Origin of the sequence: Azonexus sp. IMCC34839, from assembly GCF_047047955.1 — a bacterium.
In the GTDB taxonomy this organism is placed as follows: domain Bacteria; phylum Pseudomonadota; class Gammaproteobacteria; order Burkholderiales; family Rhodocyclaceae; genus Azonexus.
Map to the genome: position 1 here is coordinate 3,010,021 of NZ_CP150631.1, position 21,332 is coordinate 3,031,352.

A 21,332-nucleotide genomic window follows, 5' to 3' on the forward strand; every position below is an offset into this window, starting at 1 on the left:
GGCTGGATGAAGGGGGCCAGCGTTCCCGCCGTCGAGGTAGGCAGCAGCTAGCTCTGTTTCAGGCGCTGGATACTACCCGGACGGCTTCCTTCGTGTCTCCCGCTCCCGGCTGCTCAATGCCTGCTTGTTCAAGAATCCATGCCTCGATTTTCGTGTGCCACAAGCGCAGCAAGTCGAGCGGGCGAACGCGATAATGCCGCTCGGCTGTCGCAGATGGCTTGTGGCCTTGAAGCTGGGCAACAACCCCGGCAGGACATTCGACCCATTCGGTAAGTGTGCCGAAGCTGCGCCGCAGGCCGTGAATACTCAGGTGCGGCAATCCAGCAGCCTTTAGGGCGCGTTCATGGGCGGCGGATGGTTCCTCGATATGCCCAGATGCGGCACGGCCAAAAAAGACGAATTCTGAGGGTTTCCAGCTCTCGAGGTTATTGGCGATTTTCTTGCCGTTGAGGATGCGATGGCTCGGGGGCGGTGTATCGTTACGCCGCTTCAAGTCGAGTAAGAGGCTGGCCACATATGGCGTGAGCGGGATGGTGCGCGTTCCTTCCACCCCGCCTTTAGATTCATCTTTGTCGCGCAGCGTGAGGCTACGCCACTTGAAATCAACGTCTTTCCAGCGCAAGCCGGTTAGCTCGTTGCGGCGAGCGCCCACCAGCAGGACGCATTGCAGGTACGCCGATTGAACGGGTGACAGCTTCTTGACCTCGGCAAACCACGGCGCAAGCTGTTCCTTTTGCATGCAGTCGGATTTTGCCGTCTTCTTCGGCAAGGTTCCCTTGGCCACCCGGGCGGCGCAGGCGTCGGTATGAACAAAGTCCCGGTAAGCTGACTGGTCGCCGCACCAGTTCAGGAAGGCGCGAAGAATCGCAAACGCAAGCCGCGCATGGGTTGGCCGCTTGGTGCTTTCATCCTTTAGCCAATCCTTTACCCGGTCTGGCGTGATTTCTGACAACGGCAGCAGCAGAAGCGGGCGGAGGATACCCGGCAGGGTCTTTTTTGACTCTCCCGGCCTTTGGCCCCGTGTTCTAGCCTCGCCCCCTTCCTTGCTCACCTTGAAATGGTCGGCTAGGTGCTTTTCTCCCCAGCTCGTGCGGCGGGCCTCGATGTATTCTGACCAGATGTCGAGCGATGGTTTGTCAGCACGGCGGGCGGCGGCCTGCTTCTTGGCTGTCTCTGCCAGCTTTTCGGCCTTGACGATGCGCGGGTCTTCGCCAGCGTCAACGATGGTTTGCAGGCGTCGGGCTTCGGCTCTCGCGTCGTCGAGGTTCCACGTATCAACGCTGCCAATTGTGATTCTAATCGCGGCCCGGTTGAGTTTCCCGGCATAGACAAAGCTCTTGGAGCCGGATGGGGTTATGCGTACTGCCAGATGCTTAGGGTCATCGTCAAACAGGTACGATGCCTGCTTCCCTTCTGGCGGTGTCATGGCTCTGATTCGAGATAGCGTTAGATGAATTCGGTTCTCTGACATAGCGTTTTTTCTCAGTCACGAAAGTATGGCGAAGGGATAATCCGTTGCGCCCCCATTGCGCCCCCATTGCGCCCCGTTGCGCCCGTATTGCGCCCCCATTGCGCCCGCAGTATATCCACGCAAATCAACGGGTATCAATGAAAAACTGAGCTAACCGAATGAATCTAATGGTGTTTTCTCTGTTTTTATCAACGTCGATAAATGCCGTAATATGTCACTGTCTTGGGATTCATAACCCATAGGTCGGCAGTTCGATTCTGCCCATCACCACCAGTAATACCCAAAGCCCGCTGATCCGTCAGCGGGCTTTGTCGTTTACGTTCGTGAATCAGCCGGAAATGCTGGCGTGCAGTTGTTTTTGCCGCGTCTCGAATTCCTTGCGCAGTTCGCGGCGCAGTTGGGCGGCCTGGTAGCGGCGGATTTCGTCCGGTGTTTTGGGTTCGAGTGGCGGCACAGGCGTGGTTTTGCCGTTGTCGTCGACGGCGACCATGGTGAAGAAACAGCTGTTGGCGTGGCGGACAACCTGGTCGCGGATGCTTTCGGTGAGCACCTTGACGCCGATTTCCATCGAGGTGTTGCCGGTGTAGTTCACAGAGGCGAGGAAGGTGACGAGTTCGCCGACGTGGATGGGCTGGCGGAACATGACCTGATCGACCGACAGCGTCACGACATATTGGCTGGCGTAGCGGCTGGCGCAGGCGTAGGCCACTTGGTCGAGCAGCTTGAGGATGGTGCCGCCGTGTACGTTGCCGGAAAAGTTGGCCATGTCGGGCGTCATCAGCACGGTCATGGCGAGTTGGTGTTTGGGTAAATCCATTTTGCGCTTCCCGAAAGAAAAACGGCCAGGGACGGATTGCCGTCGCTGGCCGTAGTGTAAGGCATGGGCCGATCAGGCCGGGACCGAGCTGCGGATCAGGTGGTCGAAGGCGCTGAGCGAGGCGGTAGCGCCACTGCCCATGGCGATAATGATCTGCTTGTAAGGTACCGTCGTGCAGTCGCCGGCGGCGAAGACGCCCGGCACGCTGGTTTGGCCTTTGGCGTCGATCTCGATTTCGCCGAATTTCGACAGGTTCACCGTACCCTTGAGCCAATCGGTGTTGGGCAGTAGACCGATCTGCACAAAGATGCCTTCGAGTTCGATGTGCTTTTCTTCGCCCGACACACGATCCTTGTAGGTGATGCCGTTGACCTTCTGGCCGTCGCCGGTGACTTCGGTGGTTTGCGCCGACTTGATCACGGTGACGTTGGGCAGGCTGTTGAGCTTGCTTTGCAACACGGCATCCGCACGCAGGGTGTCGGCGAACTCGAGCAGGGTCACGTGGGCGACGATGCCGGCCAGGTCGATGGCCGCTTCGACACCGGAGTTACCGCCGCCGATCACCGCCACGCGCTTGCCCTTGAACAGCGGGCCGTCGCAGTGCGGGCAGAAGCACACGCCCTTGGCCTTGTATTCCTTCTCGCCTGGCACATTCATCTCGCGCCAGCGAGCGCCGGTGGAGAGAATCACGCTCTTGGCCTGCAACTTCGCGCCGTTCTCCAGTTCAACGGCGATCAGGCCGCCGTTTTCGCTGGCCGGAATCAGCTTGCCGGCGCGTTGCAGGTTCATCACATCGACGTCGTATTCCTTGACGTGCTGTTCCAGCGAGGCGACGAGCTTGGGGCCTTCGGTGTAGGGCACGGAGATGAAATTCTCGATGCCCAGCGTGTCCATGACCTGGCCACCGAAACGCTCGGCGACGACGCCGGTGCGGATGCCTTTGCGGGCGGCGTAGATCGCTGCAGCTGCGCCAGCCGGGCCGCCGCCAACGACGAGCACGTCAAAGGCTTCCTTCTGACCGAGGACTTCGGCGGCGCGTCCTGCGGCGCCGGTATCCACCTTGGCCAGGATTTCCTCGATCAGCATGCGGCCGGCACCGAATTCAGCGTCGTTCAGGTAGGTGGTCGGCACGGCCATAATCTGGCGGGCGTTCACTTCATCTTGGAACATCGCACCGTCGATCATCGTGCTTGTGACGTTCGGGTTGAGCACGGCCATCAGGTTCAGCGCCTGCACGACGTCCGGGCAGTTGTGGCAGGACAGCGAGATGTAGGTCTCGAACTTGAAGTTGCCGGGCAGGGCCTTGATCTGGTCGATGACCGCCTGCTCGACCTTGGGCGGGTGGCCGCCGGTTTGTAGCAGGGCGAGGACGAGCGAGGTGAATTCGTGGCCCATCGGCAAGCCGGCGAAATGGATGCGGGGCGTTTCACCTGGCAGACCAACGGCAAAAGACGGAATCCGTGTGGCGCCGCCGTTTTCACGCAGGCTGACCTTGTCGGAGCATTCGAGAATGTCGTTGATCAGGGCGCGCATTTCCTGGCCCTTGGCGCTGTCATCCAGCGTGGCGACCAGTTCGATGGGGCGTTGCAGGCGTTCGAGGTAGGCCTTGAGTTGGCCCTTGATGGCAGCATCCAGCATGTTGCGGTTCTCCCTTGCAGTCATTTTTTGGATTTCACTGAAAAACTGCGGTGCACCGCAGCTTTTCGCTGAAATCCCGCCGCCGGGTAGCGGCGGGTTTCTGTTTTTTATAGATCTCTGTTGGTGGTTGGGGGCTTAGATCTTGCCGACCAGGTCCAGCGACGGAGCCAGGGTCTTCTCGCCTTCCTTCCACTTGGCCGGGCACACTTCGTTCGGGTGGGAAGCGGTGTATTGGGCGGCCTTCAGCTTGCGCAGGGTTTCGGAAACGTCGCGGGCGATTTCGTTGGAGTGGATTTCAACGGTCTTGATGACGCCGTCCGGGTTGATCACGAAGGTGCCGCGCAGGGCCAGGCCTTCTTCATCAATATGCACGTCGAAGGCGCGGGTCAGTTGGTGGGTCGGGTCGCCGATCAGCGGGAACTGGGCCTTGCCGACGGCCGGCGAGGTTTCGTGCCAGACCTTGTGCGAGAAATGGGTGTCGGTGGTGACGATGTACACCTCGGCGCCGGCCTTCTGGAATTCGCCATAGTTGTTGGCGGCGTCTTCGATTTCGGTCGGGCAGTTGAAAGTGAAGGCAGCCGGCATGAAGATCATGACAGACCACTTGCCCTTCAGGCTGGCGTCGGTGACTTCGATGAACTTGCCGTTATGGAAAGCTTGGGCCTTGAACGGTTGAACTTGGGTGTTGATAAGGGACATCGGTTTTCTCCTGAGTGGGTTGAGTGTTTCTGAACACGAATCGAATCTTAGGCAAGCGCAGTTGATTGTTCCAATTGATTGCTTCAATACCGAGGATTGGGTGTGGCTATTGCCCAGAGATGCCGGTTGCGGGGGCTTCTACGGCGAAACCTAGTTCGAAAGTACTAGTTAACTCTCGGTCGTTCGTCGTGGTCGGTATTCTCCGGCGGTATGAAGTTGATTCAGATCAATTGAATACCCCTACTAATAGCGGAGATTTGCTGTCGTGTCGGTAACGTACCGCAGACAGTGTTTCAGGAGGTTTAACGCGAATGAATATTTCCAGTGCCATTCTGCATGTGGCGCCTGGTCGCCTCGATGAGGTGCGGCAGGCGTTGCTTGCCATGTCCGGCGTGGAGATCCACGCGGAAAGCCCGGAAGGGAAAGTGATCGTCGTGCTTGAGGATGACGATCTGGAAGCGGCAGCCAATAAATATGTCGCTTTGCATGGTGTCCCCGGCGTCGCATCGGTGGCCATGGTTTATCAGTACAGCGACGACGAATCGGAAACCGAGGAGGTAGAGGCGTGAAACTCAATCGACGTGACTTCATCAAGGCCAATGCTGCCGCAGCCGCCATGTCGGCGGCTGGCATGGCCGCGCCGGCGACAGCGCTGGCGCAGGGTAAGGACGAAATTCGCTGGGACAAGGCAGCTTGCCGCTTCTGCGGTACCGGTTGCGGGGTGCTGGTTGGTACGCAGGACGGCCGTGTGGTCGCAACCCAGGGTGATCCGGATGCGCCGGTCAATCGCGGCCTGAACTGCATCAAGGGCTATTTCCTCTCCAAGATCATGTACGGCTCTGATCGTCTGAAGACGCCGATGCTGCGCATGAAGGATGGCAAGTTCGACAAGAACGGCGAATTCAAGCCGATTTCGTGGAAACAGGCTTTCGACATCATGGAAGAGAAGTGCAAGGCGACGTTGAAGGCCAAAGGGCCGAACGGCATCGCCATGTTCGGCTCGGGTCAATGGACCATCTGGGAAGGTTACGCCGCCGCCAAGCTGTGGAAGGCCGGCTTCCGTTCCAATAACCTCGACCCGAATGCCCGTCACTGCATGGCTTCCGCCGTGGCCGGCTTCATGCGCACCTTCGGCATCGACGAGCCGATGGGCTGCTACGACGACATCGAGCATGCCGACGCCTTCTTCCTGTGGGGCTCGAACATGGCTGAGATGCACCCGATCCTGTGGACGCGCATCACCGACCGCAAGTTGTCCAGCAAGCATGTCAAAGTTGGCGTGTTGTCTACCTTCGAGCATCGTTCGTTCGAGTTGGCCGACATTCCGATGGTCTTCAAGCCGAACACTGACCTCGCCATCCTCAACTTCATCTGCCATCACATCATCTCGACCGGCAAGGTGAACCAGGACTTCGTCAGTAAGCACGTCAATTTCAAGAAGGGTGAAACCGATATCGGTTTCGGCCTGCGTCCGACCCACGACCTGGAAAAGAAGGCGACCAATAACGGTTATCCGGATGCCGATGGCAAGCCAAAGGGTAACCCGGCCAAGGCTGACAACATCACCTTCGACGACTTCAAGAAGTTCGTCTCGGAATACACCGCTGACAAGGTCTCGAAGATTTCCGGTGTGCCGGCCAAGGACCTGATCGCGATGGCCGAGCTGTACGCCGATCCGAAGGTCAAGTGCGTCTCCTTCTGGACCATGGGCTTCAATCAGCATACGCGCGGCACCTGGGTCAATAACATGATCTACAACGTGCACCTGCTCGTCGGCAAGATTTCCGAGCCGGGCAACAGCCCGTTCTCGCTGACCGGTCAGCCGTCCGCCTGCGGTACGGCACGTGAGGTTGGTACCTTCGCCCACCGCTTGCCGGCCGACATGGTCGTGACCAACCCGGATCACCGCAAGCACACGGAAGAAATCTGGCAACTGCCGGAAGGCACCATTCCCGACAAGATCGGCCTGCACGCTGTTGCCATGGCTCGCGCCTTGAAGGACGGCAAAGTCAATTTCTATTGGCAGCAGTGCAACAACAACATGCAGGCTGGCCCGAACATCAACGAAGAGCTCTACCCGGGCTGGCGCAAGCCTGAGAACTTTATCGTCGTTTCCGATCCCTATCCGACGGTCTCGGCAATGGCCGCCGACCTGATTCTGCCGACCGCCATGTGGGTCGAGAAGGAAGGCGCCTACGGCAATGCGGAGCGTCGCACCCAAATGTGGCGTCAGCAGGTCAAGGCACCGGGCGAGGCACGTTCCGACGTTTGGCAGATTATGGAGTTCTCCAAGCGATTCAAGGTCGAGGAAGTCTGGCCGGCTGATCTGGTGGCCAAGGCACCGAAGTGGAAGGGCAAAACCCTGTTCGACGTGCTCTACGCCAACGGCGTGGTTAACAAGTACAAGCTCAACGAAATCCAGGCCGGTTTCGAAAACGACGATTCCAAGCTGATCGGTTTCTATATTCAGAAGGGCTTGTTCGAGGAATATGCCCAGTTTGGCCGCGGTCATGGGCACGATCTGGCACCGTTCGAGACTTACCACAAGGCACGCGGGCTGCGCTGGCCAGTGGTCGATGGCAAGGAAACGCTGTGGCGTTTCCGTGAAGGCTACGATCCTTACGTCAAGAAGGGTGAAGGCATTAAGTTCTACGGCCACAAGGATGGCAAAGCGGTGATTTTTGCACTGCCTTACCAGGATCCGCCGGAAATGCCGGACAAGGAGTTCAACCTCTGGCTGTGTACCGGTCGCGTGCTCGAACATTGGCACACCGGTTCGATGACCCGCCGCGTACCGGAACTCTACAAGTCTTTCCCGGACGCCGTGGTGTTCATGCATCCGGACGATGCACGGGACCGCGGTCTGCAGCGCGGTATGGAGGTGAAGATCGCTTCCCGCCGCGGCGAAGTGGTCATGCGCGTGGAAACCCGCGGTCGCAACAAGCCGCCGCGTGGCTTGGTCTTCATCCCGTTCTTCGATGCGGGTCGTCTGGTCAACAAGTTGACGCTGGATGCGACCTGCCCGATTTCCAAGGAAACGGACTATAAGAAGTGCGCGGTCAAAGTGACCAAAGCCTAATACAACAATGAGCCAAATGCGGCCGGTGTACATCGCCGGTCGCAATTCGGAGGTGAAAAGATGAAATTGATAAGCACACTGGCGTTGGTCGCCGGGATTGCCTTGGGCGGAATCGGGCTGGCCGGTGCTCAGGAACTGGTCAATGAAATTGGCGGCGTGACCATCGAAGGCAATTCGAAGGTGAATATGTTCAAGCCTGAGAAGGATCAGGCGAACATTCAGCGTAACTTTCAAAAGCAGCCGCCGCTGATCCCGCACAGTATCAAGGGTTACAACATCACGCAGAACTTCAACAAGTGCATGGACTGTCATTCCAAGGAGCGCGCCGAAGAGACCGGCGCAACCAAGGTGGCCAAGTCGCATTACCTCGATCGTGAGGACAACAAGTTGAAGAACATCTCGCCGCGCCGCTACTTCTGCATGCAGTGCCACGTGCCGCAGTACGACGCGAAACCGCTGGTCGAGAATACCTATAAACCTGCCGCCAAGAAGGGGGAATGATGAGTCTGAAAAAATACATGCCTGCCTGGCTGCAGCGTATCGGCTTGGTCAGTGCTCTACTGTTGTTCGTTGCCGGTATCGTGTTCTGGGGCGGCTTCAACTGGGCTCTGGAGGCGACCAATCGGGAAGCCTTCTGTATCTCCTGCCACGAAATGGAAGAAAACGTGTTCAAGGAATACCAGAACACGGTGCACTACACCAACCGTACCGGTGTGCGCGCGACCTGCCCGGATTGCCACGTGCCGAAGGAGTGGGGGCCGAAGATGGTCCGCAAGATCCAGGCTTCCAACGAAGTGCTGCACAAGATTCTCGGTACGATCGATACGCCGGAGAAGTTCAACAAGAAGCGTCACGAACTGGCTCAGCATGAATGGGATCGCATGAAGAAGACCGATTCCCGCGAGTGCCGGAACTGCCACAACTACGCCTATATGGACTACACCGAGCAGGGCGATCGGCCGGCCCGCATGCACCCGAAGGCGTTCGATGAAGGCAAGACCTGTATCGACTGCCACAAGGGCATTGCTCACCAGTTGCCGCAGATCGACCAGCATATCGGCAAGCAAAACGAAGGTGCGCTGGAAATTTCGCATGGCGAAAAACCGGCCGAGGTTGCCGACAAGAAGTAAGGTGCCTGCAATGCCTCGAAAAACGGCCCTGCTGTGCAGGGCCGTTTTTCATGGGGTTTTGCTGCGGTGCACGTGCTAAAACCGCAAAAAACCAGGGGTTCCCGGCGAATAAACCCGCTTGGCATCAACACATTCAGGAAAAGGTGTGCTACTTTAAGCGTGCTGCCGTTCCAACGGCCAGTTTTCTTAATCTTAATCAGGTAACAGGAGGCACTTAGATGAATAAATCCGAGCTGGTCGAAGTTGCTGCAAAAGAAGCTGGTATCACCAAGGCTGCCGCTGACAAGGCGCTGTCGGCCATCATCGGCGCAGTCGTCAAGACTGTGTCCAAGGGGGAGTCTGTGACTCTGGTTGGTTTTGGCACGTTCAAGTCCGCAAAGCGCGCAGCGCGTACCGGCAAGAATCCCAAGACCGGTGCGACCCTGAAGATTCCGGCAACGACGGTGCCGAAGTTCACCGCCGGTACCGCTTTCAAGGCTGCCGTTGCAGCCAAGAAGCCTGCCGCCAAGAAGAAATAATCCGGCTTTACCTATTGCGGAGTCCGTTATCCACGGACTCCGCTTTTAATTTTCAATGAACAATCCAGATTCCGAAAACCTTCCCGAGAACACTGAACCCGTCGCTCAGCCTTTCGATGCCAAGCGCCGTTTGCGGGAGTTGCTGTCAATTCCCGAGCGCGATCGGAGCGACGAACAGTGGGATGAAATCATCGAGTTGGAAATCCAGCTTGCTCCGGGCAACCGAATTTCCGGTAACGAACAGGGTGGGGGTGTCGGCCGTAGCCACGGTCAGCAGGCTCACGGCAAACCGGGTAGTGGTCAGCAAAAGAAGCATCGGCCGCGCTCGAACAACAATCGCCGCCAGCGCCCGAACAAGCCGCAAGGCGGCGGTGGCGGTACTCCGGCCTGAAGCCTTTGTGGCATCGTCCTGAAGCGGCATAATTGCCGTCATGCAGCATTTTGATCTGATCATCGTCGGCGGTGGCTTGGCCGGAGCCAGTCTTGCCGTTGCTTTGCGCGAGACGCGTTTGCGCATTGCGCTAGTCGAGGCAAATCCACCGCGCCGACCGGACGCTTGGGATGCGCGTATCTACGCGATCAGTCCGGCCAATATCGAATTCCTTGAGCGTATTGGAGCCTGGAAGCACCTTGACGCTTCGCGTATTGCCCCCATCCGAGCGATGGAGGTCTATGGCGACGGCAGCGGCCATCTCGGTTTTTCGGCCTATGACAGCGGGGTGCCTAACCTCGGGTGTGTCCTTGAATCTTCGCTGATGGCTTGCGAACTATGGGAAAGCGCCAAGCGTCAGTCCAATCTGACATTGTTTTCTCCGGCAGTTCCTGCATCCCTCGAGTTCCGCCATGATGCGGCTGTGCTGCATCTGAAGGATGGGGTAACGCTTGGTGCGCGCCTGGTGGTCGGAGCCGATGGTCGCGACTCCTGGGTGCGCGAGGCTGCTGGCTTGAAGGCCTGGAATACGCACTACGGTGACAAAGGCGTTGTCGCCAATTTTGCTACCGAGAAGGCTCACCATAACGTCGCTTTCCAATGGTTTCGCGGCGATGGCATCCTGGCCTATTTGCCATTGCCTGGGAACCGGATCTCTATCGTCTGGTCCACTCCGGATTGCCATGCCGATCAACTGCTTTCTCTATCCGCCGGGGATTTTTGCGAGCGTGTCGCTGAGGCCGGCCAGCGTAGGCTTGGGGCGTTGGAACTCTTGACGCCGCCAGCCGCGTTCTCTTTGCGCCTGATGCGCGTGCCGCAAACCGTGGCCCCGCGGTTGGCGCTGGTGGGCGATGCTGCACATGGCATACATCCTCTGTCCGGGCATGGGATCAATCTCGGCTTTCAGGATGCCATGGAGCTGGCGCGGCGCCTGGTGGAAGCTCAGGCCTGGCAGGACATTGGTGACGAGCGTTTTCTGCAGCGCTATCAGCGGGCTCGGCGAGAAGAGACTGTGTTGATGCAGACGACAACCGATGCATTGAAGCGGTTGTTCGCTAGCCAGGTAACTGGTGTCGGGATGTTGCGCAATTTTGGGCTGAGTGTGACCAACCGCCTGCCTTATGTGAAAAATTCCTTAGTGCGTTATGCGCTAGGGGCCTTCTAGGAGATTTGCATGTTCAAGAAAATCCTGCCGGCTGCGGTGGCGGTATTGTTTGCTTCATTGGCGACGGCTGACGAATCCGATATCCGCAAGGCGATGGAAGCCAAGCTTGGCACCAAGGTGGAAAGCGTCAACAAGTCCGGCTATCTCGGGCTTTACGAGGTCTACGCGGACGGCAACATTTTCTATACGGACGAGAAGATGACGGCCTTCCTGGTGAATGCTCAGTTGATCGACGGCAAGAACATGAAGAATGTCACCGAGGAGCGCATGCGCAAGCTGACGGCCATCAAGTTCAGCGAATTGCCGCTGGAGCGCGCCATCAAGCAGGTGCGTGGCGACGGTAAGCGAGTTCTTGCAACCTTCGAGGATCCAAATTGTGGTTATTGCAAGCGGCTGGCCAAGGATTTGCTGAAGCTCGAAAATGTGACCATCTATACCTTCCTTTATCCCATCCTCTCCGAAGACTCGGTGCGTAAATCGAAGCAGATCTGGTGTGCGGCAGATCGTTCGAAGGCCTGGAACGATTGGATGGTGGACGGCAAGGCGCCACCGGCTAAAGATGATTGCGATACTTCTGCGATCGGGCGCAATCAGGAATATGGTCGTAAGTTGAATATTACCGGTACGCCGACGCTGTTTTTCAGCGATGGTGAGCGGGTGCCAGGCGCGGTGCCGGTGGCTCGTATCGAGCAGAAGCTCAGCCAGGGCAAGTAAGCCGCCGTTTCCGTGAATAACAAGGGGCAGCTTCGGCTGCCCCTTGTTATTCTGGCGGCACGACGGCAAGATTCCAAAATGATCAATGCATCGGTTCCGATTGTCCGAAATACGCTGGTTAGCAGGCGTGGGCGTCTGATTCTCTTTTTTTTCGCTACCCTGCTGGGCGCCGCCGGATTGCTGGCCCATGTTTTGCGAATTTCCTACGAGGAAGCGGGGCGCAAGGCTGAAACCGAGGCACGAAATATCGTCAATACCGCAGAGGCACGTCTGGGGGCGACATTTCGGCGCATTGAGTCTGATCTTGAGCATATTGCGCTAGGGTTTCCGCAGGCGGCTCTCCTATCGAATGCTGACAAAGCGGTACGTGCTGCCGTAATGCAGGATTTGTCGATGTACCGGGCGCATTTTCCCGAAGTTGTCGGGTTTCGCGTGGCGGATCGATCCGGCAGGGTGTTGTTCGCCTCTGAGCGCGATGAGGTGCAACTCGATGTTTCAGATAGGAGCTATTTTAAAGCGCTGGCGCAGTCTCAAGGACAGCGCCTGTATTTCTCCGAGGTGTTGACTGGTCGTTTGACGGCTCGGCAGGTTGTGGCGGTTGCCGTGCCCTTGCGTTCTCCTGCGGGTGAGTTTCTGGGGGTCGTAACCGCGGCCATCGATCTGGCTCACTTTGCGGCGCTGTTTGAAGCTGTCGATCTTGGTCCCAATGGGGTGATTACCTTGCGGCGGAGCGATGACGCTCGGTTGGTGCTTCGTCGCCCCGCTAAGCCTGATGCGGTCAATCTCCCGCTTCACAATAATCCGATGCACTTGCGCATCGAAATGGGGGAGCGTAGCGGCACGATTCGCTATGAGGCTGCTTTGGATAAGACAGAGCGTATTTATGCCTACCAGAGAATTGGCGAGTATCCCTTTTACGTTGCGGCGGGCATTGCGAGCGAGGATTATTTGATAGGGTGGCGCAGATCCTTGTTCAGTACGCTGACTATCTTTTCCCTGTTGGCGCTCGGATTGTCGTTGGTTTTGGTTCGCGCCTTGCGTATTGAGCGAGAAGAGGAATCGGTGGCTAACCAATTGGCCGAAAGCGAAGCCCGCTATCGCATGCTTGCGGACAATAGTCATGACGTGATCTGGACTATCGATATTCCTACGCGTCGATTCACCTACGTCAGTCCATCGGTAAAAACACTACGTGGGTTCACACCGGAAGAAGTTATTGCCCAACCGATCGAGGCGGGTTTGACTCCTGAGTCCGCCGAGTTGGCGAATCGTGTAATTGATCAGCGCTTACGGCGCATCGCCTCGGGAGATTTGTCGGCTAACGTCGTGACCACCGAACTCGATCAGCTTTGCCGGGATGGCTCGATTGTTTCCACCGAGGTGGTGTCCAGTTATCTCCTTGATGTAACCGGCGTGCCCAGGACTATATTGGGTATCACCCGTAACATTAGTGAACGGAAAGCCGCCGAGGAGGCGCTACGTGAGAGCAATCGTCGCTTGCAGGAGCAGTTGCAGGAAATCGAGCGTCTGCAGGCGGCATTGCGTGAGCAGGCGATTCGCGACAGTTTGACCGGGTTGTACAACCGTCGCTATCTTGATGAAACCCTTGATCGTGAGGTGGCACGGGCGCGGCGGGAAGGCAATCCGCTATCGCTGGTTATGATGGATATCGACCATTTCAAGGATGTTAACGATACCTACGGGCACCAGGTTGGCGACGAGGTTCTCCGCGTATTGGCGGCTACGCTATTGGCCGACATTCGGGCCGAAGATGTTGCTTGTCGTTATGGTGGCGAGGAGTTTTTGATCCTGCTGCCAAATATGCCGCTGGTGGCTGCGCTCGAGCGGGCCGAGTCCTGGCGTGCCGAAGTTGCGGCATTGCAGATTCGACACGGCGGCTTCCAATTACAGTTCACGGTTTCGCTTGGGGTGGCTTCTTATCCCGAGCACGGCAAAACCCCGGATGATCTGACGCGCGGCGCCGATCAGGCGCTGTATCGAGCCAAGGCCGAGGGGCGCAATCGTGTGGTGGCATCCTGTTGAGCTTGCCTCTCGTCTCGCCGTAGGCTGAGGCGCTACAAAATCCCCACTTTTTACCACGGCAGCATGTCGGCCGATGGGCTTTGCTTTGCATCAAAAACTCCTAATAAGTCACTTTAAGAATTGTTTTCCTATCCTTGATTTTTAAGGATAATTTTTCTTAAAAATTGTCTCGCAAACCGCTTCTAAGTCCTTGTTGCATAAGAAAAAAATCACAATTTCTCTATTGACGTCATGGGGTTGATGTTCTAAAGTGGGAAAACGTGTTGAAAAGTGGGTTAACGGGGAGCGAAACGGGGAATGTTCGAGGGCGCTGCAGCACTCAGTCTGGATGCGAAGGGGCGGCTTGCCATACCGGCAAGGCACCGCGAAACCCTGCTCGCGGCCGCTGAGGGTGGGCTTGTCCTGACCGCGCATCCGCATCGTTGCTTGTTGCTCTATCCTTCACCCGCCTGGCAGCCGATTCGCGATCAGATCCTCAAGGCGTCGAGCCTCGATCCGCGAGCTGCCTCGATCAAGCGGGTCCTGGTTGGTAATGCGCGCACCGAAGAGCTCGATTCGGCGGGGCGCCTCTTGGTGGCGCCGGAGTTGCGTACTTACGCCAATTTGGAAAAGACCGTTTATCTGGTCGGTATGGGGTCGCATTTCGAAATCTGGAGCGAGGCCGGCTGGAAACAGCAGAACGATCTGGCTGCTGAGGCGCTCTCGGGTGATTTGCCGCCGGGCTTTGGGGATTTGGTGCTGTGACCGCCGGTGCCGCCCATGTGACGGTACTGCTCGAAGAGGCGGTAGAGGCGCTGGCGATAAAAGCCGATGGAGCTTATGTCGATGCGACCTTCGGCCGGGGCGGTCATAGCCGCAAGATTCTCTCGTGTTTGGGTGATGCGGGCAGATTGGTTGCGCTGGATCGCGATCCGCAAGCGATCGCGGCTGGAGTTGCCTTGGGCGATCCGCGTTTCAGCCTGGTGCATCGGGCCTTCGGCGAGTTGGCTCAGGCGGCCGTCGAGGCAAATCTTTCTGCAGCGGATGGTGTTTTGTTTGATGTAGGGGTGTCGTCGCCGCAAATCGACGAGGGGGAGCGCGGCTTCAGCTTTCGCTACGACGCGCCGCTCGACATGCGTATGGATACGACGCAGGGCGAGACGGCGGCAGAGTGGCTGGCGCGGGCCGATGAGCGGGAAATTACGGAGGTCATCAAAAATTATGGCGAAGAACGGTTTGCTTTCCAGATTGCAAAGAAGGTTGTGGCTGCTCGGGTCGAACAACCTATTGTCACAACAGGTCAGTTCGCGGCCCTCGTACGCTCGGCCGTGCGCACCCGTGAACCAGGGCAGGACCCGGCGACGCGCAGCTTTCAAGCTCTACGGATTCATATCAACCAGGAACTGCGCCAGCTGGAAGTAGCCTTGCCGCAGGCGCTGGATTTGCTGAAGCCTGGTGGTCGTCTGGTGGTGATTTCCTTTCATTCGTTGGAAGACCGCATCGTGAAAAACTTCATGCGGGCGCAGTCCACCGCAGATGCGATGCCGAAAAACCTGCCGTTGCGTGCTGACCAGCTGCCGAAGCCAAAACTGCGTCTGGTGGGCAAGGCGATCAAGCCGAGCGAAGCCGAAATCGAAGCCAATCCGCGGGCACGCAGTGCCGTGATGCGGATCGCTGAAAAACTGTAATGCTGCGTTTCAACATGATTCTTCTCCTGATTGCTGTCGTTTGTGCGCTGGGTGTCGTGACCTCCCAGCACCGCGCGCGCAAGCTGTTTCAGGATTTGGAGAGCGAGCAGGAGCGGGCGCGCCAGCTAGACATCGAGTACGGCCAATTGCAGTTGGAAATGTCGACCTGGGCGACCCACCCCCGTATTGAGCAGATCGCTCGCGAGCGCCTGCACATGGTGCCACCCGATGCCGCGGCACGTGCGGCGCAGAAGAAAGGCGGTCGCTGATGGTCGTGCGCCGCCGCCCGCAACGCGGTCACCGTTATACCGAGAGTCCGGTTCTGCAACTGGCCTTGCAGGGCTGGCGTTCGCGCACGGTGGGCCTGTTGCTGATGGCGGCCTTTTTCGCCTTGGTGGCACGCAGTTTTTACCTGCAGGTCATCAATAACGACTTCCTGCAGGAAAAGGGCGATTCCCGCATGCGGCGGGATATCGAAATTTCTGCGTCGCGCGGCAAGATTGTCGATCGCAATGGCGACATGCTGGCGGTGTCGACGCCGATGAAATCCGTCTGGGCGATTCCTTCCGATGCGCGGACGATGGATGGGGGGCAGAAGCGCCAGTTGGCCGGGCTGCTCGAAATGCCGGTGCGCGAGTTGGATGGCAAGCTGGCATCGGAAAAGACCTTTGTCTTCGTCAAGCGCCAGGTTTCGCCCGAGGTGGCCGACCGCATCGCGGCGCTGAAGCTGCCCGGGGTGCATCAGGAGAAGGAATATCGTCGCTTCTATCCGACCGGCGATATGACGGCGCATATCGTCGGCTTCACCGGTGTCGATGACAAGGGTCTGGAAGGCGTCGAATTGGCCTTCCAAAGCAGTCTGCTCGGCCGGCCGGGGAGTCGGACGGTGATTCGCGATCGCCGTGGCAACATCGTCGAAGATGTGGGGTCGATCAAGCCGCCGCAGGACGGCAAGGATATCCGTCTGGCGCTGGATTCGAAAATACAGTATCTGGCGTACAGCCATCTGAAAAAGGCTGTCGAGGAAAACAAAGCCAAGGCTGGCGGTGCGGTCGTGATCGACGCGCGTAGCGGAGAGATTCTGGCCCTGGTTAATTGGCCGACTTATAACCCGAACAATCGACAGAGTCTGTCGGGGGCGCAATTGCGCAATCGCGCCATCACCGATACCTACGAGCCGGGTTCGGTGATGAAGCCGTTTACGGCCGCCTTGGCGCTGGAAAAAGGCAAGGTTCGTTTCGACACCGTGATCAACACTGCGCCGGGGCGTCTGACCATTGGCTCGGCAACGATTTCCGATGCGCATCCGCATGGTGCGTTGTCCGTGGCCCAGATCATCCAGAAGTCTTCCAACGTAGGGACTGCGAAGATTGCTCTCGGTTTTCCGCCGCAGGAAATGTGGGAGTTGTTCGACAACCTCGGTTTCGGCCAGGCGCCGAACCTGGGTTTTCCCGGCGAGGTGAATGGTCGTCTGCGTCCATGGAAAAACTGGCGTCCGATCGAGCAGGCGACGATGTCCTATGGGCACGGCATTTCCGTGAGTCTGATCCAGATGGCGCGGGCTTATACGGTGTTTGCGCGTGACGGCGAATTGATGCCGCTGTCGCTGACCAAGCTGGAAGATGCACCGCCGCACGGCGCACGTGTCTTCTCGCCGCAAACGATGCGTGAACTGCGGACGATGCTGGAGATGGCCGTGCAGCCAGAAGGAACTGCCCCGAAGGCGCGTGTTCCCGGCTACCGCGTCGGCGGTAAGACTGGCACCGCCTACAAGATCGAGGGCGGTGTCTATGCGAAGAAATATGTCGCTTCCTTCGTTGGCGTGGCGCCGATCAGTGACCCCCGCCTTGTGGTGGCGGTCATGATCGACGAACCGACAGGCGGTGCCCACTACGGCGGTGACGTAGCCGGTCCGGCGTTTTCTCATATCATGGGCGGCGCCTTGCGCACCCTTGGTATCCCGCCTGATGCACCTCTGCAGTTGGCTGCAGCGGAAGGGGAGAAGGGAAAACTATGAGCACGCCACGCGAACTGCTCGACCGCCTGGAGGCCATGGGCGTGAACGTGACCGGTGTCGCTGACGACAGTCGCCAGGTGTTGCCGGGCGATGTCTTCCTGGCCTATCCGGGCGATCTGGCTGATGGTCGCCGCTATATCGACGACGCCGTGGCCAAGGGGGCGGTTGCCATCCTGTGGCAGCCGGGTGGCGATTTTGCCTGGAATCCGGCGTGCACCGCAGCAAACCTGCCGGTAGGCGAATTGCGCGCTTTGGCGGGGCCGTTGGCACATATGGTGTATGGCCACCCGAGCGAGGCGATGTCCTTGATCGCGGTGACCGGTACCAACGGCAAGACCACCATCAGCCAATGCATTGCACGGGCTTATCCGAAGCCTTGCGCCATCATTGGTACGCTGGGCGCCGGCTTCGCTGATGATTTGACCGAAACCGGCTTCACCACGCCGGAGGCGACCACCCTGATGCGCTATCTGGCGCGCTTCCGCCAGCAGCATGCAGCAGCTTGCGCGCTTGAGGCCAGTTCGATCGGGATCGAGGAAGGGCGGATGAATGGTGCTCGGGTCGATGTGGCGATCTTCACCAACCTGACGCGCGATCATCTCGACTATCACGGCTCGATGGAGGACTACGCGGCAGCCAAGGCCAAGCTCTTCTGCTGGCCGCGCCTGCGCACGGCCATCGTTAATCTGGACGATGAATTCGGCTTGCGCCTGATGCGTGAAACCACCGCGCTGCGTGTACTGGGCTACGCCATTGGCGAACAGCGCCGCGATTTCCCTGCCTTGGTGCGAGCCGAGAATCTCGAAGAAACACCTTTTGGCCAAAGCTTTACGCTGGTCCTGCCAAACGGTCGGGAAACTGTCGAAACCTCATTGGTCGGGCGCTACAACGTCTCCAACCTGCTGGCGGTAGCCGCCGTGCTGCACGATGCCGGCCTGCCGGCGCATGAGGTCGCGCGTCGTGTGGCCGAACTGACGCCACCGCCGGGGCGCATGGAACGTATCGGTGGCGCGGGCGAGCCGCTGGTTGTCGTCGATTATGCACACACGCCCGATGCGCTGGAGAACGCATTGGTCGCGTTGCGCCCGGTTGCAGCGGTGCGCGGCGGCCGAGTGGTCGTCCTGTTCGGCTGCGGCGGCGACCGCGACAAGGGCAAGCGTCCGTTGATGGGCGAAGTGGCACAGCGCTGTGCGGATCGCGTCCTGGTGACCAGCGATAACCCACGTTCCGAGGTGCCGCAGGACATCGTCAGCGATATCGCGGCCGGCATGACCCATGCCGAAGTCGAACTCGACCGTGCCACGGCCATCCGTCGCGTCGTGCTCGAGGCGGCCATGGGCGATGTGATCCTGTTGGCCGGCAAGGGGCATGAGCCCTACCAGGAGATCGCCGGAGTCAAGTATCCATTTTCCGACGTCGAGCAGGCGCGTTTGGCGCTGGAGCTGCGTCGGACGAATTTGCAGGAGGAGGCGGCATGAACTGGCTGCTATCCCAGGTTGCCGCGGCCGTCAGCGGTCGCATGCTGGGCGAGGATCTGGCCCTCAGCGGCGTATCGACCGATACGCGTGCCATTGCAGCGGGGCAGTTGTTCGTCGCCCTCAAGGGCGAGCGTTTCGATGCGCACGATTTCCTGGCGCAAGCCTTTGCCAGCGGTGCTTCGGCGCTGCTGGTCAGTGATGAGGTCAAGGTGCCGGCCGGCGTGCCGGCAGTCGTAGTCGACGATACCCGCCTGGCCCTCGGTCGCCTGGCCAAGGCGTGGCGCGCTTCGTTCAAGCTACCGGTGATCGCGGTCACCGGTTCGAACGGCAAGACAACGACCAAGGAAATGGTCGCTGCCATTCTGCAGGCCGAATTCGGCGAAGCCGTGCTGGCGACGCGTGGCAATCTGAATAACGACATCGGCCTGCCGCTGACCCTGCTCGGCTTGAATGCCGGCCATCGAGCCGCGGTGATCGAAATGGGCATGAACCATCCGGGCGAGATCGCCTACCTGGCGCCAATTGGCGCGCCGACGGTGGCGCTGATCACCAATGCCCAGCGTGCCCACCTGGAAGGCATGGGCGATCTGGACGAAGTGGCGCGTGAGAAAGGCAGCATCTTCACTGGCTTGCCGGCGGAGGGCATTGCTGTGATCAATGCCGACGATGCCTACGCCGATTTCTGGCGCAAAGCCGCCGGTGGGCGCCCGGTGCGCACTTTCGCCATCGATGGTGCCGCCGATGTGAATGGGGCAGTGATTGTCCATGGCCTGGAGATGTCGCTCACGCTGACCGCGCCGGAAGGCGAGACCGAAATCAAGCTGTCCGTGCCGGGGCGCCACAACGCCCGCAATGCCGTGGCCGCGGCGGCTGCCTGCCTGGCTGCCGGCATTCCGCTGCGCAGCGTGGCGGCGGGTCTGGCCAACTTCTCGGGCGTCAAGGGGCGGCTCCAACGCCGTGCCGGCAAGGCCGGGGCGGAGCTTCTCGACGATACCTACAACGCCAATCCGGATTCGGTCCGCGCCGGTATCGACGTGCTGGCTGCGACCATCGGCAAGAAACTGCTGGTGTTGGGCGACATGGGCGAGATCGGCGAGGCGAGCGGCCAGTATCACGATGAAATCGGCGGATATGCCAAGAGTCAGGGCGTCGATCAGCTCTTCGCCCTCGGCGAAGCCAGCAAACAAGCAGTACGCAACTTCGGCGACGGCGCCCGGCATTTTTGCACGGTGGAAAAGCTGATTGCTGCGGTGGACAAGGAATTGGGCCCGGAAACCACGGTGCTGGTGAAGGGCTCGCGCTTCATGAAAATGGAAAGGGTGGCCGACGCACTGGCTGCCGGGGAGAAACACTAAATGCTGCTCGCTTTGGCTCAATGGCTGGCGCAGGACGTTCGCTTTTTCAACGTCTTCAACTACATCACGCTGCGCACGGTGCTGGCGTCGATGACGGCCCTGCTGATCTCCTTGTGGGCTGGTCCCGGTGTCATCCGCTGGTTGGCCGCCAAGAAAATCGGCCAAGCGGTGCGCACCGACGGGCCGCAGACCCATTTGGTCAAGTCGGGTACGCCAACCATGGGCGGCGTGTTGATCCTGATCGCCATCGCCATCACCACCCTGCTCTGGGGCGACCTGACCAACAAGTACGTATGGACGGTGCTGATCGTCACGCTCGGCTACGGCATCGTCGGTTGGTACGACGACTGGAAGAAGGTGGTCTATCGCGATCCGAATGGGCTGGCCGCACGCTGGAAATATTTCTGGCAGTCGGTGCTCGGTATCGGTGCGGCGCTGTTCATCGCCTTCTCGGCCAAGTCGCCGGCGCACAGCGAACTGATCGTGCCCTTCTTCAAGACTATTGCCTTCCCATTGGGCATCGTCGGCTTCATCACCCTGACCTACTTCGTCATCGTCGGCACCAGCAATGCGGTGAACCTGACCGACGGCCTGGACGGTCTGGCCATCATGCCGACCGTGATGGTCGCCGCCGCCTTCGCGATCATTGCCTACGTGACCGGCCATGCGGTGTACGCCAAGTACCTGCTGATCCCCTACGTGCCGGGGGCGGGCGAATTGTGCATCCTGCTCGGCGCCATCGCCGGGGCGGGCCTGGGCTTCCTGTGGTTCAACGCCTATCCGGCTGAAGTGTTCATGGGCGACGTTGGCGCGCTGGCGCTGGGTGCTGCGCTGGGTACGGTGGCGGTGATCGTGCGTCAGGAAATCGTGCTCTTCATCATGGGCGGTGTTTTCGTGATCGAAACCCTGTCGGTGATGCTGCAGGTCAGCTACTTCAAATACACCAAGAAGAAATACGGCGAGGGCCGGCGCATCCTGCGCATGGCGCCGCTGCATCACCACTTCGAACAAACCGGCTGGAAGGAGACGCAGGTTGTCGTCCGCTTCTGGATCATCACCATCATGCTCGTGTTGATCGGGCTGTCCACCCTGAAGCTGCGCTGAGGAAGGC

20 protein-coding genes are annotated in these 21,332 nt (G+C 59.0%); 16 read left to right on the plus strand and 4 right to left on the minus strand.

Annotated features, from left to right (window positions below; translation table 11 throughout):
* Positions 1–58 precede the first annotated feature (58 nt).
* The 4 genes from WIF35_RS14705 to ahpC all read right to left on the minus strand — a co-directional run bounded on the left by WIF35_RS14705 (position 59) and on the right by ahpC (position 4,625).
* On the minus strand, positions 59–1,426 hold the full coding sequence (locus WIF35_RS14705; RefSeq protein ID WP_412478972.1) for a tyrosine-type recombinase/integrase: 1,368 nt from the start codon (positions 1,424–1,426) through the stop codon (positions 59–61).
* 373 nt (positions 1,427–1,799) lie between these two features.
* On the minus strand, positions 1,800–2,288 hold the full coding sequence (locus WIF35_RS14710) for an acyl-CoA thioesterase (protein ID WP_412478973.1): 489 nt from the start codon (positions 2,286–2,288) through the stop codon (positions 1,800–1,802).
* A gap of 72 nt (positions 2,289–2,360) precedes the next feature.
* Positions 2,361–3,926: an alkyl hydroperoxide reductase subunit F gene (gene ahpF / locus WIF35_RS14715; RefSeq protein WP_412478974.1), complete on the minus strand. Its 1,566-nt coding sequence runs from the start codon at positions 3,924–3,926 to the stop codon at positions 2,361–2,363.
* Between the two features lie 135 nt (positions 3,927–4,061).
* The gene (gene ahpC / locus WIF35_RS14720; protein ID WP_412478975.1) at positions 4,062–4,625 is read right to left on the minus strand and encodes an alkyl hydroperoxide reductase subunit C; all 564 of its coding nucleotides are present in this window, start codon (positions 4,623–4,625) and stop codon (positions 4,062–4,064) included.
* Between the two features lie 311 nt (positions 4,626–4,936).
* Between ahpC and WIF35_RS14725 the strand changes: the two genes are divergently transcribed.
* From WIF35_RS14725 to mraY, 16 genes are all read left to right on the plus strand, one after another.
* Positions 4,937–5,194, plus strand: a complete 258-nt coding sequence (locus WIF35_RS14725; RefSeq protein ID WP_412478976.1) for a chaperone NapD — start codon at positions 4,937–4,939, stop codon at positions 5,192–5,194.
* Positions 5,191–7,704 carry a nitrate reductase catalytic subunit NapA gene (napA, locus tag WIF35_RS14730; protein ID WP_412478977.1) on the plus strand — a complete coding sequence of 838 codons (2,514 nt, stop codon included), beginning with the start codon at positions 5,191–5,193 and terminating at the stop codon, positions 7,702–7,704. Before WIF35_RS14725 ends, napA begins: the two co-directional genes overlap by 4 nt.
* A gap of 60 nt (positions 7,705–7,764) precedes the next feature.
* The gene (locus tag WIF35_RS14735; protein WP_412478978.1) at positions 7,765–8,205 is read left to right on the plus strand and encodes a nitrate reductase cytochrome c-type subunit; all 441 of its coding nucleotides are present in this window, start codon (positions 7,765–7,767) and stop codon (positions 8,203–8,205) included.
* On the plus strand, positions 8,202–8,834 hold the full coding sequence (locus WIF35_RS14740) for a NapC/NirT family cytochrome c (protein ID WP_412478979.1): 633 nt from the start codon (positions 8,202–8,204) through the stop codon (positions 8,832–8,834). The genes WIF35_RS14735 and WIF35_RS14740 overlap by 4 nt, the downstream gene beginning before the upstream one ends.
* Before the next feature lie 218 nt (positions 8,835–9,052).
* Complete coding sequence (locus tag WIF35_RS14745; protein ID WP_412478980.1) at positions 9,053–9,352, plus strand: HU family DNA-binding protein; 300 nt, start codon at positions 9,053–9,055, stop codon at positions 9,350–9,352.
* A 55-nt stretch (positions 9,353–9,407) separates the two neighbouring features.
* On the plus strand, positions 9,408–9,743 hold the full coding sequence (locus WIF35_RS14750; protein ID WP_412478981.1) for a hypothetical protein: 336 nt from the start codon (positions 9,408–9,410) through the stop codon (positions 9,741–9,743).
* Between the two features lie 40 nt (positions 9,744–9,783).
* Positions 9,784–10,947 (plus strand): UbiH/UbiF family hydroxylase, encoded by a 1,164-nt coding sequence (locus tag WIF35_RS14755; RefSeq protein WP_412478982.1) that lies wholly within the window; start codon positions 9,784–9,786, stop codon positions 10,945–10,947.
* Positions 10,948–10,956: 9 nt separating this feature from the next.
* Positions 10,957–11,661: a DsbC family protein gene (locus WIF35_RS14760; RefSeq protein ID WP_412478983.1), complete on the plus strand. Its 705-nt coding sequence runs from the start codon at positions 10,957–10,959 to the stop codon at positions 11,659–11,661.
* A 12-nt stretch (positions 11,662–11,673) separates the two neighbouring features.
* Positions 11,674–13,704 (plus strand): diguanylate cyclase, encoded by a 2,031-nt coding sequence (locus tag WIF35_RS14765; protein ID WP_412478984.1) that lies wholly within the window; start codon positions 11,674–11,676, stop codon positions 13,702–13,704.
* Between the two features lie 297 nt (positions 13,705–14,001).
* On the plus strand, positions 14,002–14,448 hold the full coding sequence (gene mraZ / locus WIF35_RS14770) for a division/cell wall cluster transcriptional repressor MraZ (RefSeq protein WP_412478985.1): 447 nt from the start codon (positions 14,002–14,004) through the stop codon (positions 14,446–14,448).
* Positions 14,445–15,371 (plus strand): 16S rRNA (cytosine(1402)-N(4))-methyltransferase RsmH, encoded by a 927-nt coding sequence (gene rsmH, locus WIF35_RS14775; protein ID WP_412478986.1) that lies wholly within the window; start codon positions 14,445–14,447, stop codon positions 15,369–15,371. Before mraZ ends, rsmH begins: the two co-directional genes overlap by 4 nt.
* The gene (ftsL, locus tag WIF35_RS14780) at positions 15,371–15,640 is read left to right on the plus strand and encodes a cell division protein FtsL (protein ID WP_412478987.1); all 270 of its coding nucleotides are present in this window, start codon (positions 15,371–15,373) and stop codon (positions 15,638–15,640) included. The genes rsmH and ftsL overlap by 1 nt, the downstream gene beginning before the upstream one ends.
* Positions 15,640–17,388 (plus strand): peptidoglycan D,D-transpeptidase FtsI family protein, encoded by a 1,749-nt coding sequence (locus tag WIF35_RS14785; protein WP_412478988.1) that lies wholly within the window; start codon positions 15,640–15,642, stop codon positions 17,386–17,388. Before ftsL ends, WIF35_RS14785 begins: the two co-directional genes overlap by 1 nt.
* Positions 17,385–18,866, plus strand: a complete 1,482-nt coding sequence (locus tag WIF35_RS14790; RefSeq protein ID WP_412478989.1) for a UDP-N-acetylmuramoyl-L-alanyl-D-glutamate--2,6-diaminopimelate ligase — start codon at positions 17,385–17,387, stop codon at positions 18,864–18,866. Before WIF35_RS14785 ends, WIF35_RS14790 begins: the two co-directional genes overlap by 4 nt.
* The gene (locus tag WIF35_RS14795; RefSeq protein WP_412478990.1) at positions 18,863–20,221 is read left to right on the plus strand and encodes a UDP-N-acetylmuramoyl-tripeptide--D-alanyl-D-alanine ligase; all 1,359 of its coding nucleotides are present in this window, start codon (positions 18,863–18,865) and stop codon (positions 20,219–20,221) included. Before WIF35_RS14790 ends, WIF35_RS14795 begins: the two co-directional genes overlap by 4 nt.
* Positions 20,222–21,325 (plus strand): phospho-N-acetylmuramoyl-pentapeptide-transferase, encoded by a 1,104-nt coding sequence (gene mraY / locus WIF35_RS14800; RefSeq protein ID WP_412478991.1) that lies wholly within the window; start codon positions 20,222–20,224, stop codon positions 21,323–21,325.
* Positions 21,326–21,332 lie beyond the last annotated feature (7 nt).